Annotated in this window: 19 protein-coding genes; 8 read left to right on the top strand and 11 right to left on the bottom strand. The window is 58.5% G+C overall.

The annotated features are described in order from the left end of the window. The first annotated feature begins 46 nt into the window (after positions 1-46). Both SYN8016DRAFT_RS00355 and SYN8016DRAFT_RS00350 read left to right on the top strand, forming a co-directional pair. Entirely contained in the window at positions 47-1300 is a 1254-nt protein-coding gene (locus SYN8016DRAFT_RS00355) for a 1-deoxy-D-xylulose-5-phosphate reductoisomerase (protein WP_006852215.1), read from the top strand. Beyond that, positions 1297-1632 carry a ferredoxin gene (locus SYN8016DRAFT_RS00350; RefSeq protein ID WP_006852214.1) on the top strand — a complete coding sequence of 112 codons (336 nt, stop codon included), beginning with the start codon at positions 1297-1299 and terminating at the stop codon, positions 1630-1632. The genes SYN8016DRAFT_RS00355 and SYN8016DRAFT_RS00350 overlap by 4 nt, the downstream gene beginning before the upstream one ends. On the opposite strand, the gene SYN8016DRAFT_RS00345 is transcribed toward SYN8016DRAFT_RS00350, so the two are convergent. The 4 genes from SYN8016DRAFT_RS00345 to SYN8016DRAFT_RS00330 are packed head-to-tail and all read right to left on the bottom strand — an operon-like array spanning position 1625 to position 5595. Further along, positions 1625-2713 carry a YheT family hydrolase gene (locus tag SYN8016DRAFT_RS00345; RefSeq protein WP_006852213.1) on the bottom strand — a complete coding sequence of 363 codons (1089 nt, stop codon included), beginning with the start codon at positions 2711-2713 and terminating at the stop codon, positions 1625-1627. The two genes, SYN8016DRAFT_RS00350 and SYN8016DRAFT_RS00345, sit on opposite strands and share 8 nt — an antisense overlap. Before the next feature lie 7 nt (positions 2714-2720). After that, on the bottom strand, positions 2721-4145 hold the full coding sequence (locus SYN8016DRAFT_RS00340) for an NAD(P)(+) transhydrogenase (Re/Si-specific) subunit beta (RefSeq protein WP_006852212.1): 1425 nt from the start codon (positions 4143-4145) through the stop codon (positions 2721-2723). Continuing rightward, positions 4145-4453, bottom strand: a complete 309-nt coding sequence (locus SYN8016DRAFT_RS00335) for an NAD(P) transhydrogenase subunit alpha (RefSeq protein ID WP_006852211.1) — start codon at positions 4451-4453, stop codon at positions 4145-4147. The genes SYN8016DRAFT_RS00340 and SYN8016DRAFT_RS00335 overlap by 1 nt, the downstream gene beginning before the upstream one ends. Continuing rightward, on the bottom strand, positions 4453-5595 hold the full coding sequence (locus SYN8016DRAFT_RS00330) for a Re/Si-specific NAD(P)(+) transhydrogenase subunit alpha (RefSeq protein WP_006852210.1): 1143 nt from the start codon (positions 5593-5595) through the stop codon (positions 4453-4455). The genes SYN8016DRAFT_RS00335 and SYN8016DRAFT_RS00330 overlap by 1 nt, the downstream gene beginning before the upstream one ends. Positions 5596-5715: 120 nt before the next feature. On the opposite strand from SYN8016DRAFT_RS00330, the gene SYN8016DRAFT_RS00325 reads away from it, so the two are divergent. Then, complete coding sequence (locus SYN8016DRAFT_RS00325) at positions 5716-6306, top strand: hypothetical protein (protein ID WP_006852209.1); 591 nt, start codon at positions 5716-5718, stop codon at positions 6304-6306. Positions 6307-6325: 19 nt separating this feature from the next. Here the strand turns inward: SYN8016DRAFT_RS00325 and SYN8016DRAFT_RS15450 are convergent, their stop codons facing one another. Beyond that, positions 6326-6502 (bottom strand): hypothetical protein, encoded by a 177-nt coding sequence (locus tag SYN8016DRAFT_RS15450; protein WP_006852208.1) that lies wholly within the window; start codon positions 6500-6502, stop codon positions 6326-6328. Positions 6503-6650: 148 nt separating this feature from the next. Between SYN8016DRAFT_RS15450 and SYN8016DRAFT_RS00320 the strand changes: the two genes are divergently transcribed. The 3 genes from SYN8016DRAFT_RS00320 to trxB all read left to right on the top strand — a co-directional run bounded on the left by SYN8016DRAFT_RS00320 (position 6651) and on the right by trxB (position 9912). After that, positions 6651-8075: a DEAD/DEAH box helicase family protein gene (locus SYN8016DRAFT_RS00320; RefSeq protein ID WP_071778010.1), complete on the top strand. Its 1425-nt coding sequence runs from the start codon at positions 6651-6653 to the stop codon at positions 8073-8075. A gap of 96 nt (positions 8076-8171) precedes the next feature. Next, positions 8172-8420 (top strand): hypothetical protein, encoded by a 249-nt coding sequence (locus tag SYN8016DRAFT_RS00315; RefSeq protein WP_006852206.1) that lies wholly within the window; start codon positions 8172-8174, stop codon positions 8418-8420. 127 nt (positions 8421-8547) lie between these two features. Next, positions 8548-9912, top strand: coding sequence for a thioredoxin-disulfide reductase (gene trxB / locus SYN8016DRAFT_RS00310; protein ID WP_006852205.1), 1365 nt, complete (start codon positions 8548-8550; stop codon positions 9910-9912). A gap of 16 nt (positions 9913-9928) precedes the next feature. Here trxB and infA read toward each other — a convergent pair whose 3' ends face one another. Then, positions 9929-10198 (bottom strand): translation initiation factor IF-1, encoded by a 270-nt coding sequence (infA, locus tag SYN8016DRAFT_RS00305; RefSeq protein WP_006041809.1) that lies wholly within the window; start codon positions 10196-10198, stop codon positions 9929-9931. A 230-nt stretch (positions 10199-10428) separates the two neighbouring features. Here infA and SYN8016DRAFT_RS00300 point away from each other — a divergent pair, with 230 nt between their 5' ends. Further along, on the top strand, positions 10429-10677 hold the full coding sequence (locus SYN8016DRAFT_RS00300; RefSeq protein ID WP_006852204.1) for a Nif11-like leader peptide family natural product precursor: 249 nt from the start codon (positions 10429-10431) through the stop codon (positions 10675-10677). Beyond that, positions 10635-11291 carry a pseudouridine synthase gene (locus tag SYN8016DRAFT_RS00295; RefSeq protein ID WP_371212437.1) on the top strand — a complete coding sequence of 219 codons (657 nt, stop codon included), beginning with the start codon at positions 10635-10637 and terminating at the stop codon, positions 11289-11291. Before SYN8016DRAFT_RS00300 ends, SYN8016DRAFT_RS00295 begins: the two co-directional genes overlap by 43 nt. Here SYN8016DRAFT_RS00295 and SYN8016DRAFT_RS00290 read toward each other — a convergent pair. The 5 genes from SYN8016DRAFT_RS00290 to SYN8016DRAFT_RS00270 form a co-directional block, all read right to left on the bottom strand. Continuing rightward, positions 11266-12078, bottom strand: coding sequence for a methyltransferase domain-containing protein (locus tag SYN8016DRAFT_RS00290; protein WP_006852202.1), 813 nt, complete (start codon positions 12076-12078; stop codon positions 11266-11268). The genes SYN8016DRAFT_RS00295 and SYN8016DRAFT_RS00290 overlap by 26 nt on opposite strands. Before the next feature lie 35 nt (positions 12079-12113). After that, complete coding sequence (locus SYN8016DRAFT_RS00285; protein WP_006852201.1) at positions 12114-12329, bottom strand: hypothetical protein; 216 nt, start codon at positions 12327-12329, stop codon at positions 12114-12116. 71 nt (positions 12330-12400) lie between these two features. Next, positions 12401-13363 (bottom strand): NAD(P)H-binding protein, encoded by a 963-nt coding sequence (locus SYN8016DRAFT_RS00280; protein WP_038013019.1) that lies wholly within the window; start codon positions 13361-13363, stop codon positions 12401-12403. Between the two features lie 55 nt (positions 13364-13418). Continuing rightward, positions 13419-13517, bottom strand: a complete 99-nt coding sequence (gene petM / locus SYN8016DRAFT_RS00275; RefSeq protein WP_006852199.1) for a cytochrome b6-f complex subunit PetM — start codon at positions 13515-13517, stop codon at positions 13419-13421. 27 nt (positions 13518-13544) lie between these two features. Beyond that, on the bottom strand, positions 13545-14738 hold the full coding sequence (locus SYN8016DRAFT_RS00270; protein ID WP_006852198.1) for a N2,N2-dimethylguanosine tRNA methyltransferase: 1194 nt from the start codon (positions 14736-14738) through the stop codon (positions 13545-13547). Positions 14739-14773 lie beyond the last annotated feature (35 nt).

The raw sequence follows: 14773 nt of genomic DNA, 5'->3' as shown, positions 1-14773 counted from the left end.
GCGCAGGCACTGAGGTGGGAAACTGTGATCAATTGCCTGGATCCCTGTGAAAGCCATCAGCGTTCTGGGCTCCACTGGCTCAATCGGCACCCAGACGCTGGAGATCGTTGAAGATTTCCCCGAGCAATTCCGGGTGGTGGCGCTCAGCGCTGGACGCAACCTCAGCCTGCTCGTGTCCCAAATCCAGAGGCATCGCCCTGATGTGGTGGCCCTAGCGGATCCAGCGCTGCTTGCTGAGCTGAAGGACAGGCTGATGGCCCTGCCTGCGGAGACACGCCCGGAGCCCTTGCCGCACTTGGTGGGTGGACCCGAAGGTTTGGATGTGGCGGCGTCCTGGGATTCGGCTGATCTCGTCGTCACCGGCATCGTCGGCTGTGCCGGCTTGCTGCCCACCCTGGCGGCCATCCGAGCGGGCAAAGATCTGGCCGTTGCCAACAAGGAAACGCTGATTGCCGCTGGGCCGGTGGTGTTACCTGAGTTGAAGAAAAGCGGCAGCCGGCTGCTTCCTGCCGACTCGGAACACTCCGCCATCTTCCAGTGCCTGCAGGGAACACCTTGGAGCGACACCGCCCGTCTCTCCACCGGGGTTCCAACGCCTGGCCTACGCCGCATTCAACTCACCGCCTCGGGTGGAGCCTTTCGCGATTGGTCAGCCTCTGAGCTTGAAAAAGCAACGGTGGCCGATGCCACCTCCCATCCCAACTGGAGCATGGGCAAAAAAATCACCGTGGATTCAGCCTCCTTAATGAACAAGGGGTTGGAGGTGATTGAGGCTCACTATTTATTTGGGCTGGATTACGACCACATCGAGATCGTGATTCATCCTCAAAGCATCATCCATTCCATGGTGGAGCTTGCCGATTCCTCGGTGTTAGCCCAGCTCGGCTGGCCCGACATGAAGCTACCGATCCTCTATTGCATGAGTTGGCCTTCCAGGCTGGAGACCCCATGGCGACGGCTCGATCTCACCGAAGTGGGGCAATTGAGTTTCCGCGCACCGGATCCAGCCAAATATCCCTGCATGGACCTGGCCTACGCCGCAGGGCGTGCTGGCGGCACCATGCCTGCTGTGCTGAACGCAGCCAATGAAGAGGCCGTGGCCCAGTTCCTCGAAGAGAAGATTCACTTTCTCGACATCCCCAAGATGATTGAGGGAGCCTGCGAGCAACACAAAGCGGATCTCGCCTCCAGCCCGTCTCTGAATGATGTGTTGGCGGTGGATCAATGGGCGCGCCAGGCCGTGCGCGAGCAGGTGAACCGAGGCACCACGCGCATGAACAGCGCATCGCTGGCCGCATGAACCAGCGGATTAGCCATCACTTGTTACTCTGCGCCACACCCACAAAAGCCAAGTGCTGTGATCCAGAGATCGGTGCCGCAAGCTGGGACGCTCTCAAGCAACAGGTGCGTGAATTGGACCTCGAAAATCCCAGCCGAGTCCAGGGAATCGTGCTGCGCAGCAAAGCGGATTGCTTACGAATCTGCGATCAGGGCCCCATCTTGTTGGTCTGGCCTGATGGCACCTGGTATGGCGGTGTCACGCCGGAACGCATCAGCAGCATTCTTCAGCAACACATCATCCAAGGACAACCGATCGAGGAGTGGATCCTGAAGACCACTCCCTTCAGTTGAGGGTTTTCAACCACGATGCAGCCAGGGCATCCGCCCAACAGCCCGTGCGCCCGTGAAAACCGTTGTGGCCGCCTTTGCGCGTAAAAATCAACTGAATTGGCTGATTAGTGGAGACAGCCTCCCGTAGCTCGAGGGCCGAGTGAGCGGGAACCCATGGGTCATCAAGAGCCTGAAGCAACAGGGTGGGGGGCAACTGCTGGGGTGATTGGATCAAATGCTGGAGCGGAGACGCCTCGCGGTAATAGGCATCCACGTCCGCAAATCCCCAACGCGGAGCGGTGACGGTGCGATCAAAAGCACGAATGGTGCGCGGTTGCTCAGCACCACTCATGCGCTCAAGATCCAAATCGCTCACGCCAAAGGGATCGGCCAGCGTCTGACGCACCAAGCGCTGCAGCAACCAGCGTTGGTACACCCGATTGCGGGGACGTTCAATCGAGGCGCTGCAGGCAGCCAGATCCAAAGGACTGCTGGCACAGAACAATCCATCCAGGGGCTGGCGCGTTGGGTCGAGTCCGGCAGCCACCCGTTCGGCTTGCGTTGAGAGGCATGCATTTAGAAGCATGGTTCCCCCCAGGGAAAGCCCGGCGCCAAACAAGGGCAGGGAGGTTCCTGCTGTGGAGAGCGTGCTGCAGAGCTGTCGCGCCCGATGCAACACAGGCAAAAGGTCGCTGTTGCACTGAGCCGCATAGGTACCACCAGCCAGATGGCGCCCAGGATCAGCGCCACGCATATTGAGGCGCAGCACCGCATAACCCGCCTCAAACAGGGCCACCCCAAGCCTGCGCAAACCCTCGCGACGACTGGACCCCCCCAGTCCATGCAAGACAACCACCAAGGCTCTCGGAGCGGCTGGACAATCCAAGAAGGCCAGCAAGGCTCCCGAGCCTGCAGCACCACTTTTCAGCGCAGGCACTTGGATCTCGAGGGGTTGACCCTGATCGATCGGCAAATCCACGGGACGGAGCGTGTCCCTCAACGTCTGAAGATCGCCACCCCACCAGGGAAGGCGCTGTTGAAATGGAGCCACCCCCAGTTGCTTCAACAGCTGGGGGTCTGGGATTGGATCAGGCCAGCTCACAGGCGAATCATTTCTTACCGACGCCTAACTCCTTGAGTTCTCCCAGCAGATCTCCAAGCACCTTTTTGGCATCGCCAAACACCATGGAGGTGTTGCCGAGTTCAAACAGGTCATTTTTGATGCCGGAATAACCAGCGCTCATGCCGCGCTTCACCACAAACACGGTGCGGGCCTGCTGAACATCCAGCACTGGCATGCCATAGAGCGGTGAATTGGGATCGGTCTTGGCCTGGGGATTCACCACATCGTTGGCACCCAGAACCAGCACGACGTCAGTCGCTGGGAACTCAGGGTTGATCACATCCATCTCCTTGAGCTGCTCATAGGGCACATCGGCTTCCGCCAGAAGCACATTCATGTGACCGGGCATCCGTCCCGCCACAGGATGAATGGCGTAGGCCACCTCAATCCCAGCGGCCTCAAGGGAGCGCGTCACCTCTCTCAACGTGTGCTGGGCTTGAGCCACAGCCAGGCCATAGCCGGGAACGATGATCACCCGTTCTGCCGCTTCGAGGGTGAGTGCACACTCTTCAGCGCTGCAACTGGTGATGTTGGTGTATTCGCCACCACCACCGGAGGCTGTGGAGGAAGCACCAAGAGCTCCACCAAACAGCACCGACACCAGGGAGCGATTCATGCCGTTGCACATCACCTGGGTAAGGATCAAACCGGCGGCGCCCACCATCGCGCCCGCCACAATCAGCAGCTGACTGCCCACCACAAAACCAGCAGCAGCAGCGGCCACGCCCGAATAGCTGTTCAGAAGGGAGATCACCACGGGCATATCGGCTCCGCCGATCGGCAGGGTGACGCCGATGCCGAGCAACGCCGAGGCCACAACCAGCAGCCACAGTCCGCTTCCGCCATTGCGGATCATCTCGATCGCAGCGATCAAGGACACCACTGCCAAAGCAATGTTCACCACGTGGCGCGCCTTGCTCTGCATCCATGGCGGTGTGGACAACCAGCCCTGGAGCTTGGCCATCGCCACGATTGAACCGGTGAAGGTGATCGAACCCACAAACACCGAGATCACGATCGAAATCTCTTCAACGATTCGAGATTCCCCTTCCGCCCCCATCACAGGGAACAGGGCAACACCAAGGGCCACCAGCAGGGATGACATTCCCCCACAACCGTTGAACAGGGCAACGATCTCGGGCATCGATGTCATCGGCACCCTTTGAGCGGTAATCGCGCCCAAAAGGCCACCAACGATAGTGCCTCCGATGATCCAAGTCCAGGCAGAAGCTGAGATTCCACCGGCAAACGAATCAACCAAGACTCCCAACACGGCGAGAGCCATGGCAACGGCAGCCAGACGATTGGCCTCCCGCGCAGAACGTACTTTTGAGAGTCCCTTGATGCCAAGGGCTAGCAGCAGGACGGCGACCAGATCGATCGCGTACTTAACAACGACAGCAGTGCTCATCAGCGGTTCTCCTTGCGAGCGGGCTTACGGCTGAACATGGCCAGCATTCGATCGGTGACCAAAAAGCCGCCAATCACATTGAAAAGAGCGAAACCGAGGGACACAGCACCCAAGGCCAATAAAGGTGTATTGCCGTCATTTCCCGCCTTGATGATCAAGGTGAGAGCCGCCAAGACCGTGATCCCTGAAATGGCGTTAGCGCCACTCATCAAAGGGGTATGCAAAGTAGGGGGCACTTTGCCAATCAGTTCAAGACCGAGAAGGCTGCCGAGCAGCAGGACCCAGAGAGCCTCACTTAAAAACGACATCAGTTGGTACCTCCAGGAGTAAGAACATCGCCACGGCGAATGCTGCCGTCATGGGCGATCAAACAACCAGCAATCAGCTCGTCTTCGGTGTCGAGCGTGAGCTGGCCGTCTTGAAGCGTGGGCTGCAGCAAAGCCAAAAGATTGCGGGCGTACAACGAACTGGCGTGATTCGGAACGCTGCAGGGAAGCTCATTCGCACCAATCAGCTTCACGCCTTTGCGGTTCACCGTTTGGGACGGCACGGTGTCGGCACAATTGCCACCTTGAGCCACGGCTAGATCCACCACCACCGATCCGGGGCGCATGCGATCGAGCATGTCTTCACTGATCAAACGTGGGGCTCGCCGGCCCGGAACTTGGGCTGTGCAAATCGCCACATCAGCTTGGGCGAGCTGATCGGACAGCTGTTGTCGCTGCGCGGCCAGAAATGCATCCGAGGCTTGTTTGGCGTAACCGCCGGATTCGGCTGGCTTGTCCTCCATCTCCGGAGGATCGATGAATCGGGCTCCAAGCGACTCCACCTGCTCTTTCACAGCGGGTCGAATGTCGCTCACATAAACAACCGCACCCAAACGGCGAGCGGTTGCAACGGCCTGAAGTCCTGCAACACCAGCACCCAGCACCACAACCCTGGCGGGCTGCACGGTGCCGGCTGCGGTCATCAACATCGGGAAATAGCGATCTAAGGCCGCAGCACCGAGCAACACAGCCTTGTAACCAGCGATGTTGGCCTGGGATGAGAGCACATCAGCGGCCTGGGCACGACTGATACGAGGGAGAAGCTCAAGCGCCATGGCTGAGAGCCCACAAGCCTTCATCGCTTCCGATAGCTCGTGATTGCCATAGGGGGACAACATGCCCACCACGAGAGCCCCCCGTCGCAATCGAGCCAGGGATGTTGGGCTTGGGCTTTGCACACACAGCAAAACGTCTGCCTGACCCCAGGTTTGAGCGTCTCCTGGAGCAACCAAATCGGCTCCAGCACTGGCGTAAGCCTCGTCAAGGAAACCGGAGGACACTCCGGCACCACGCTCAACTGCAACAGAGCAGCCGAGGGCAATGAATTTTTTAAGGGTCTCGGGTGAAGCCGCTACACGGGTTTCAGCCGCTGCGCTTTCAATCGGGATAAGGAGTCTGGGCAAGTTCGTTGTGCCGCCACCCAGCTGAGATTACGAGGTCGTGGTTCCCGAAACGGATCTTTTCTGTAGAAGCTGACTTAAGGAAGGAGCTGTGGCTAATCAGAGGATTCTGTCTATAAGCACATGGGTCTCTCCGCAATCGAATGTCCCGATGGCGTTTGCCATAGCCATCACGGCGGGCATGCAGTGAATCGCCACACCATGGAAGAACTTCTTGCCGAACACGGTCGGGAATGGTGTGAGCGCCTCGCGGAACGGATCTACGAAATGTCCGTAGACACGTTCTCTCAATCGGTGATGCCCAGCTTGCACGCAGCGGGCTGGCAACGACGCCACCTGGATTGGGAATTCAAATTGCAAAACAAACAGTCCGACACAGAGGCCGAGCCGGATCGGACCCTGGTGGATGGAATGATCAACGCCACCGAAAGCTTCCTGCGCAGCAGTGAAGTGCACCGTCTGTTTATTCAAGAGCTCGTCCAGGGAACCTTTGACGAAGCCTCCGATGATCATTTGCGCAGCAACGCCGTGCGTCAGCTGATCGAAGGCGAAATTCTGGCCATGATCAAAGACCAAAAGACCGCCATGGTGGAGCGGGTGGTCGCCCAGCTCACCAATGCCGCTGGCGGCGATGCGCAACGGGCCCAAACCGCTGCAGAAGCAGGGTTAATGGAAGTAGAGCGCTTGCTCTACAACCACAGCGAATCTCTTTAATTAAGGGGATCGAGGCGGGTCAGAACAACGGAAGGAGCTCCTGCTCAACCGCCTGCACCAGGGGCCATTGCCTCTGGTGCTGCAACCAACGCAGGCGCAGGATCAAGGGATCGATGTCGCATTCCAGCGGCCAACAATGTTCAAGCTGTTGGCGCTGATCAGGATTGGATCGGTAACGAGGACGGCTTTTGGCCATGGCGGCAGGGGGCCGGAAACCCCAAGAGCTGTTGGCTGGAAGCTAAGGGTGGCATCAACGGATGGAATGGTTAGAAAGACCTAACTTTCGCGGCTGACCGATCGCACGTCCTTCGTTTCAGCTCCCAGGAGACGGCTCGCGTAGCAGGATCCAACCCCGTCAGTGGCAACAGCAACTCGTTCAGCTGCTCCGCAGACGACTGGATCCGGAAGCAAGCCACGGACGCGATGTCCTGATCCATGCGGGACCTGGTGCGGGCAAGACCCTGGGGGCCTTGCTCGGATTCCAAGCCATGCAGCAAGAGGGAAAGCTGAAGTGCTTTTTGGTGATGTGTCACCGCACATCGATCCTCAGCCAATGGCGTTCATCAGCAGAGCGGCTGGGGCTTCGCCTCGAAGACTGGAGTGAATCAAGCGCCCAGCTTCAATCCCAAAACACCCATTCTCAAAACATCCAAAATGCCGATGGTTGGATCGTCACCTATCAAGGGGCGGCGAGTCAGCTGCAGGGGCTTAAACAGGCGCTCGAGTCATGGGCGGGTGATGAACTGCTCGCGATTGCGGACGAAGCGCATCATCTAGGGGTGGACCCGGATGAACCCGATGGTCCCGTCTGGGGACGCACCTTTCTAGAGCTCAGCAGCCAGGCGCGTCTGAGGCTGGGGCTCACAGGAACACCTTTTCGAGCCGATAATCTCGCCTTTTGTGCCGCGAGACGGATCCGTATCCAAGAAGGAGGGCAGCTGGTGGAACAGATCAGCCCTGACCTTTGCGTTGAACCCCGAGAGCTGATTGCAGCGGGCGATGTGCGACCACTGGAATTTCGCTTTCAAGACGGTTGGGTGGAGCACAGCCGTGAGGGGAAGCCTGATCGCGATGTCTCGCCACTCTCTGAGGAGGTGCGTGAAAGTTGGAGAGCACGCAATTTGCGCCGGGCGATCCGTCTATCCGACAGCAGCAGTATTGCTCAGCAACTTTTGATCAGAGCCAGGCGCAAGCTGGAGCAGGTGCGTGAACAGCACCCGGGCGCGGGTGGTCTTGTGATCGCCAAAGACATTGCTCACGCCCGCTCGATCAGCACCCTGCTGAGAGAACAGGGTGATCGGGTGGACCTGGTGCATTCACAAGACCCCGAAGCCGCTGTGCGACTCAGCAACTTTCAAGAGGGAGGTGCCGACTGGCTTGTGAGCATCGACATGTGCGCCGAAGGCTTCGACGCCCCCAGGTTGCGTGTTGTCGCCTATCTCACCACTGTTGTGACCCGCAGTCGCTTCGTGCAGGGCATCACCCGAGCCGTTCGGATGTGCAACATCAGGGCGGCTACAGAAACGGTGCCAAGAGACCCTTCCTATGTCTTTGCTCCAGCAGACCCCTTGCTGATGAGCTACGCGCGCAGTTGGTCCCTCTCAGAGCCCTATCGAATTCAAGCGCAACCGCAGGAGGTGGATGCCGATGACCCGCTGCAGTCCGGTGCGTGGAGAGGTCCAAGCCTGCCCTTGGAGGCCGTTAACGATGGCGCCGGTGCCGTCATTCGACTCAGAACCCCCGAATTACCCAATTTTTTGCATCAATGAAAACTTCTCTGTAGAAAAAAAAATGCGACGTTGTGCGAAATCACACACGATGTTGGCTCTCCAACAGGCAATGTGGTCTCTATCTGGGAGTCAGTCATGGACGCAGCACTTGAACGACGAGTCAGTGTTGCCACCTGCTGGGCAACAACCAGAATCAATGCTCTGGACAGCGCTGAGCGCTATGAGGACAGCTACGCCCTGACCCAAGAATTCAGAGAATGGATCACATGTATCGGGGAAAGTCCGGAACTGTTCGCTGAATCTGTGCTGAGCGTGGGGAAAATCTCAAAAAACCAAAAAGGTCTTGACCTCGAGGAAGGGGCGGAAGACTCGGTCGAAATCTGAATAAATTATTAAATCTTGCTCTTGCGGCACATCTTTTTCCGGAAATTTCACGGCGCTTCGCAATAAAAACGGAGCGATCGCCAAGAGGTTCCGTTTAGATTCAACTCATACTCAATACGCATAAGCCATGGGCGTGAGCGAGAATTTAGTGATTGTTGGATCCGGCCCGGCTGGGTATACGGCAGCCATTTACGCGGCAAGAGCCAACCTCAATCCGCTGCTCATCACTGGGTTTCAGCGCGGAGGCATCCCCGGCGGTCAACTGATGACCACCACCCATGTTGAAAATTTCCCAGGCTTTCCTGATGGGGTCCTTGGCCCCGATCTGATGGATCTCATGAAGGCGCAAGCGGAGCGCTGGGGCACTCACCTGCTCGAAGCCGATGCTGACGTCATCGACCTGAGCCAACGTCCCTACACCATTCAGGCGGACGGCGAGACGATCCAAACCCAATCGATCATCATCGCCACTGGCGCGAGTGCCAACCGCCTGGGATTACCCAGCGAAGATCGCTTCTGGAGCCAGGGAATCAGTGCCTGCGCTATTTGCGATGGCGCAACTCCCCAGTTCCGCAATGAAGAGTTGGCGGTGGTTGGCGGTGGAGATTCCGCTTGTGAGGAAGCGGTGTATCTCACCAAATACGGCAGTCATGTGCACCTATTGGTGCGTTCGGAGCGCTTACGGGCTAGCGCCGCCATGGCTGATCGCGTTCAAGCCAATCCCCAAATCACGGTGCATTGGAACACCGAGGTGGTGGATGTGGAAGGAACGGACTGGATGAACGGCCTCCGCCTCCGCAATCGAGACAGCGGCCAGGAAGAAACACTGGCTGTACGTGGCATGTTTTATGCCATCGGTCACACGCCCAACACCGAGCTCTTGAAAGGCCAACTGGATTGCGATCCCCGCGGCTATCTCGTCACCCAACCCGGCAGACCCGAGACCTCCCTCGAGGGGGTGTTTGCAGCGGGTGACGTCGCTGACGCGGAATGGCGCCAAGGGATTACGGCTGCAGGCAGTGGTTGCCAAGCGGCGCTTGCCGCAGAGCGCTGGTTAAGCCACCACGACTTGGCCACCCTTGTTCGTCGTGAGCAAGTGGAACCGCAAAAAGCCACGGCACCGCAAGCCATCGAAGCAACAACAGAAGCCACCTATGACGCCGGCGCTGAATGGCAAAAAGGCAGTTATGCGCTGCGCAAGCTCTATCACGACAGCAACAAGCCCCTGCTCGTGATTTACAGCTCCCCAAGCTGCGGCCCCTGTCATGTGCTGAAGCCGCAACTCAAACGGGTGTTGTCAGAGCTGAATGGACAGGCTCAAGGCGTTGAAATTGACATCGAAGCCGATCAGGAGATTGCCGAACAGGCAGGCGTTAACGGCACCCCAACGGTCCAACTGTTTTTTGACAAGTCGCTCCAGCAGCAATGGCGCGGGGTGAAACAGCGCAGTGAATTCAAGGGGGCGATCGAGGCCCTTCTCAAGGGCCAATAAGCCAAAAACCGATGGGTTAACGGCGGCGTGGGCCACCAGGACGATTACCACCTGGACGTCCACCCGGTGCGCCGGCGTTGCGCTCGCGGTAGGTAATCCGACCACGGGTCAGGTCATAGGGACTGATTTCCACCAAAACCTTGTCGCCTGCGAGCAGTTTGATGCGGAATTTCGTGAGCTTTCCGGCGGCACGGCACAGGCACTGGTGACCAGCGGGCTGCTCCAGGGTTACGAGGTAAAACCCGTTCCCCTGCTCTTTTTCAATCACACCCGAGGTCTCAATCATGCGCCAAGGTCAACGTCGTCATTGACACCAGTTTAGAAGGCCACCTCCAACGCATTTCCACCATTGCGCCCTCACTCTCTTTAGGGTCAACGCCCCTGCTAACAGCCCCTTTGATGCTCCCCCCGCTTTCCCTCGACCTGGGCCTGTTGCTTATTTCTATCGGCGCTGTGAATCTCTGGCGTAACCGTCAAAATGCGAATTAGCTTGTTGACAAGTTCTGCAGTGCTTCTGTGTCTGAATCAGCTCTGATTGCGTTCACATCCCTGGTTCAATCTGATTCTCAGCTGCGGGAACAGGTTCGCCAGGCACCCTCCCCGGCCCACGTTGTGAATCTTGCCTCCGAAAAAGGGCACGTTTTCAACCAAGCCACCCTGATGAAGATGCAAGCAGAGAAGACCAAGCACCTTCACGACGACCATCTCAACAACGCCTCCAGCTGGGGAGAAGCCCTTCTGCTCTGCTTTGGAGCGCACAACTGACCCTGCTGCTCCACAAGCCCTACGGGGTTCTGAGTCAGTTCACACCTGAACCTCAAAGTCGCTGGGGATGTCTCGCTGAGTGGGTCCCCATTCCCAATGTTTACGCTGCTGGGCGCCTCGATGCCGACAGCGAAGGCCTGTTGTTGCTCACCGATAACGGTCGGCTGCAGCAACGCCTCACCGATCCTCGCTTCGGCCATTGGCGGCAGTATTGGGTTCAAGTGGAGGGTTGCGCTACCGATCGCCAGCTGGATCAACTTCAGCGAGGAGTGATGATTCAAGGGCGCCTGACCCGTCCTGCCAAAGCAAGGCTGCTGGCGGAGCACGAGACACAGGCAATCAGCGATCGCCAGCCGCCGATTCGCGAACGCCGCTCGATTCCAACCTGCTGGATTTGTCTTGAACTCCGCGAAGGACGCAACCGCCAAGTCAGGCGGATGACCGCAGCCGTGGGTCTCCCCACACTGCGGTTGATTCGTCATTCCATTGACTTGATGGATGGGGACAAACGTTTGAGCCTCGAAGGCCTCGATCCTGGGAAGTGGCGAGAGGTCACCCGCACGGAAGATCAGCGCCTACAGCGACTGCTTAGCCGCTCGGCAACGCACCGGTGAGCGTGACCGCGCGAAATTCGATTCCCTCAACAACCCTCCAGGGCGTCTCAGAACGCTCTGCGTATTGCACCTGCTCAAGCCCTAGCGCTCGGAAATCCTCCAGAAACGCCTCCTCCAACCAGGCCCCGCTGATGCAGCCACTCCAAAGCTCGGCGTCCTGCTGAAGATCCATCGGCACCGGGCGATCACAAACGATGTCGCTGATCGCAACGCGGCCGGCAGGGCGCAACACGCGCCGAATGTTCTGCAGCAACAGCTCGCGTGCCGATGGGTTCACCAGATTCAGCACGCAATTACTTAGCACCACATCCACGCTGGAATCAGCGACCAGGGGTTCTCCCTGAGCATTGGTGGCATCCAGCGCCTCAATGGCACCCTCGAGAAAGCAAACATTGGCGTAGCCAATTCGCTCTGCCACCACGGGTGCAGCACAACGCGAGAGGGCCAACATGTCCGCATTTCGGTCCACACCAATCACGCGGCCTGTCGGCCCAACCACCTGCGAACAGATAAAGGCATTCTTGCCGCTTCCACTGCCGAGATCCAACACAGCATCTCCAGACCGCACCCAACGGGTGGGGTCCCCACAGCCGTAGTCCCTCTCCACCACCTCCTGGGGGATGGGCTTCAGCAAGGAGGGATCGAACGCCACTGGCGTGCAAAGGCAGGCCTCCTGTTCCGCTGCGGCAGCACCGTACCGGTCCTCTACCGCCTGGGTCTGATCGAGAGAAGACGGAGTGGGGCCGCAACAAGACGACATCGGCAACGGGGCGTACGTGCTCCCCATTCTGGACAGGACTGAGCCCAAAAGAGGCAGAGCCCCTAGCTCAGAACATCCTGAAGCTCACGAACGGTTTGCCATTGCCCGTAGTAGTAATTGGCGCTGGCGCGGCGATCGATATCTTCAATGCCATCAAATGCGTCGAAGCCAACGCTTTGCCAAAGCTCATGGCCACAGGCACGGTTGAGCTCCGTTTCCGCTTCTCGGGCGAGATTGTCGAGCCGTCGCTGAAGATTTTTAACCTGGGCGACAGACATGACAACACTCCGAAAACGACTCGATCCTAGCGGGTAAATAGTACAAGCGCACTATGCGTTGACTAAAGTGCCTAGAAGGGCAGCTTTTTCTTGGCGTCCTTGTCCAGATCAGCCTCCATATCTCTGAGGCGCTTCAAAATCGTGTCGTAGTACTCACGGATATAGGCCTCCATCTGGGTGGTTTCGTTGGGATCAAGGCCAAAGGCGCGATAACTGGCCTCCATGGGGGCATCAAGGGAGCCACCACCACCGGTGACTTCCGCAAAGGCAAGGCGCTCTGCCACGTTCACGGCTGGTTCAAAGAACGAACAGATGCTTTGCATCAGATTGAGCAAGGCCCCAGGAACGCGAAACACCCTTGCTGACCTTGAGCTCGCCAGCTCACAGAGTTGAATCACCTCTCCGGTGTTCCAGGCTTTAGGCCCTACCACCGGATAGGAGCAGCGAATGGTTTCTGGATGATCCACGGCCGCTACCGCAAAACGCGCCATGTCTTGCGTGTTCATGTAGGCAATCGGGGTGGGACTTCCACTCACCCAGACCGTTTGGCTTTCCAAAATTGGAATGGCGAACTGACTGATCACACCCTGCATAAACGCTGCTCCCTGCAGGATTGTGTAATCAAGGTCTGACTCCTCCAGCAGTCTTTCGGTGCAGTGCTTGATGTCCATCAAAGGGACATTGCGATGCTTTGACGCACCCAAGAGGGAGAGGAACACAAACCGCTTCACATCGGCTTTTTCACAAGCCCTAAGCAGATTGAGCTTGCCTTTCCAATCGGTGACATAAATGCTGTTGGGATCCGTTGGCCGACTGGTGGCAGCATCGATTACCGCATCCATGCCATCGAGGGCGTAATCGAGGCTGGCTGGCTCGAGAAGATCACCTCGTGTGAGCTCGCACCCCCACTCCTGTAGGAAGGCCGCCTTTCGAGGTGAGCGCACTACGCAACGCACTTTGTGGCCAGCATCAATCGCTTGTTTTGCGATTTGACGACCAAGCGTTCCTGTCCCACCAACCACCAGAACTTGCATCGGGTCAGTCATTGCAAGCGAGGAGCCTAAAGGGCTCAAAGGCTTGCCGCGCCCTTCAGTCGCCTTGAAGTTTCAAAAGCAGGGCACCACCAGCGAGGCCCACGGGAATCAACACCCAGAACACGACAGCAATTCCGAAAATTTCCGAAGCCATGAAACGGGATTCACAATCAACATCTATTTAACGATCTTTCCCGCCGAATTCGGCGCATCGTCGTAACAAGATGCCGAGAGGCGCATTGGTTCGCACCTGCCCAGCCATCACTCCACTCACGCAGGCGCCATACCCGGAGGCCCGCAGAGCGGCAACCAAGGGCTCGATCGCCGGCGGACCTTTGAGCTGAAACCGTCGAGACAATTCAGCCGTTGACCAGCAACAGGCCGGTTGACCGGGATCCGCCAACAGCCCCTCCAACATCCGCCTGCTACGAGGAGCAAGGGTCTGGTCTCGCCCCTCGCTCAACCCTGCGCTTACCCCTGCATTGAAGCCTGCGTCCAAGCGGTCACTGATCTCCAAGAGCCCGTTGATCGCGGAAACATTCTGAATCGGACCGATCCAGAGCGGACCACTCACCGCCCAGCGTCCGCAGCCATCCGTACAGGCGCAGGGCCTCCACCCCTGGAGGTCCAACATCGCTTGCACCGCTTGATCCCCGCAGCGCTCACAACGGGCGACGAAGCCCAGCTGCTGCTCCTCACCGGAACGGATGCGCTGGCGCATGCGCACCGCCACACGGAAGGTGCGGCCATCGCTGAAGCTGAACAAAGGTTCGAGGCCCCGTCCCAGCAGCCAAGCCTCACGGGCGACAGCAGCCAGTTGCAGACGCAGCGCCAGCTCCCAGCTCGATGGGTGAGCACGAGCCGCGGCACCAAACCGACGCACAGCGGCAAACCGGTCATGCCCCGTCGGAGAGCGACCGTCGGTGCTCGCGAGCAACAGCACGCCTCCAAACCGCATCGCCTGAAGCGTCGACTGCAGCAAAACATTCGGGCAGCCAAACGGATCGATATCGATCAGATCGAAGAAGCGGTGCTCCAAATAGGCCTCACGCAACAGCCGCTCCGCCGGCTGATGGATCTGGTTGAGCACAACCCCGTCGCAGGCATGCAACGGTTCGAGATTGGCAGCCAGCAGCGGCCCACGCTCTTGATCGGCGTCATTCACCCAGAGCTCCACAGGCTGATGAGACGCTCCTCGCGCCTCCAGGGCCCAGCGCAACGAACGGATCCCGCAGCCAGCCATGAGGTCAAGCCAGCGCAGGGGACGCTCTCTGGAGGCGCCCTCCAAGGTGGAAGCGGCTAACAACACGGAGAGATCTCTCGCCGGTCTGGAGTCGGGGCGAAAGAAACCACTCCCGGGCCGCAATGTGGCCATCCCTTCGCGATAGTGAGCGTTCAACTCCGTCAGGC

This window comes from Synechococcus sp. WH 8016 (assembly GCF_000230675.1).
Classification (GTDB): domain Bacteria; phylum Cyanobacteriota; class Cyanobacteriia; order PCC-6307; family Cyanobiaceae; genus Synechococcus_C.
Note: the sequence above shows the minus strand (reverse complement) of the source record. Positions and strands in the feature narration are given on the sequence as shown.

Bases quoted from the DNA above. Each gene is read 5' to 3' on its own strand.
- SYN8016DRAFT_RS00350 (WP_006852214.1), top strand. From the start codon at position 1,297: ATGAACCAGCGGATTAGCCATCACTTGTTACTCTGCGCCACACCCACA.
- SYN8016DRAFT_RS00340 (WP_006852212.1), bottom strand. From the start codon at position 4,145: ATGAGCACTGCTGTCGTTGTTAAGTACGCGATCGATCTGGTCGCCGTC.
- SYN8016DRAFT_RS00335 (WP_006852211.1), bottom strand. From the start codon at position 4,453: ATGTCGTTTTTAAGTGAGGCTCTCTGGGTCCTGCTGCTCGGCAGCCTT.
- SYN8016DRAFT_RS00325 (WP_006852209.1), top strand. From the start codon at position 5,716: ATGGGTCTCTCCGCAATCGAATGTCCCGATGGCGTTTGCCATAGCCAT.
- SYN8016DRAFT_RS15450 (WP_006852208.1), bottom strand. From the start codon at position 6,502: ATGGCCAAAAGCCGTCCTCGTTACCGATCCAATCCTGATCAGCGCCAA.
- SYN8016DRAFT_RS00315 (WP_006852206.1), top strand. From the start codon at position 8,172: ATGGACGCAGCACTTGAACGACGAGTCAGTGTTGCCACCTGCTGGGCA.
- trxB (WP_006852205.1), top strand. From the start codon at position 8,548: ATGGGCGTGAGCGAGAATTTAGTGATTGTTGGATCCGGCCCGGCTGGG.
- infA (WP_006041809.1), bottom strand. From the start codon at position 10,198: ATGATTGAGACCTCGGGTGTGATTGAAAAAGAGCAGGGGAACGGGTTT.
- SYN8016DRAFT_RS00290 (WP_006852202.1), bottom strand. From the start codon at position 12,078: ATGGGGAGCACGTACGCCCCGTTGCCGATGTCGTCTTGTTGCGGCCCC.
- SYN8016DRAFT_RS00285 (WP_006852201.1), bottom strand. From the start codon at position 12,329: ATGTCTGTCGCCCAGGTTAAAAATCTTCAGCGACGGCTCGACAATCTC.
- SYN8016DRAFT_RS00280 (WP_038013019.1), bottom strand. From the start codon at position 13,363: ATGCAAGTTCTGGTGGTTGGTGGGACAGGAACGCTTGGTCGTCAAATC.
- petM (WP_006852199.1), bottom strand. From the start codon at position 13,517: ATGGCTTCGGAAATTTTCGGAATTGCTGTCGTGTTCTGGGTGTTGATT.
- SYN8016DRAFT_RS00270 (WP_006852198.1), bottom strand. From the start codon at position 14,738: ATGGCCACATTGCGGCCCGGGAGTGGTTTCTTTCGCCCCGACTCCAGA.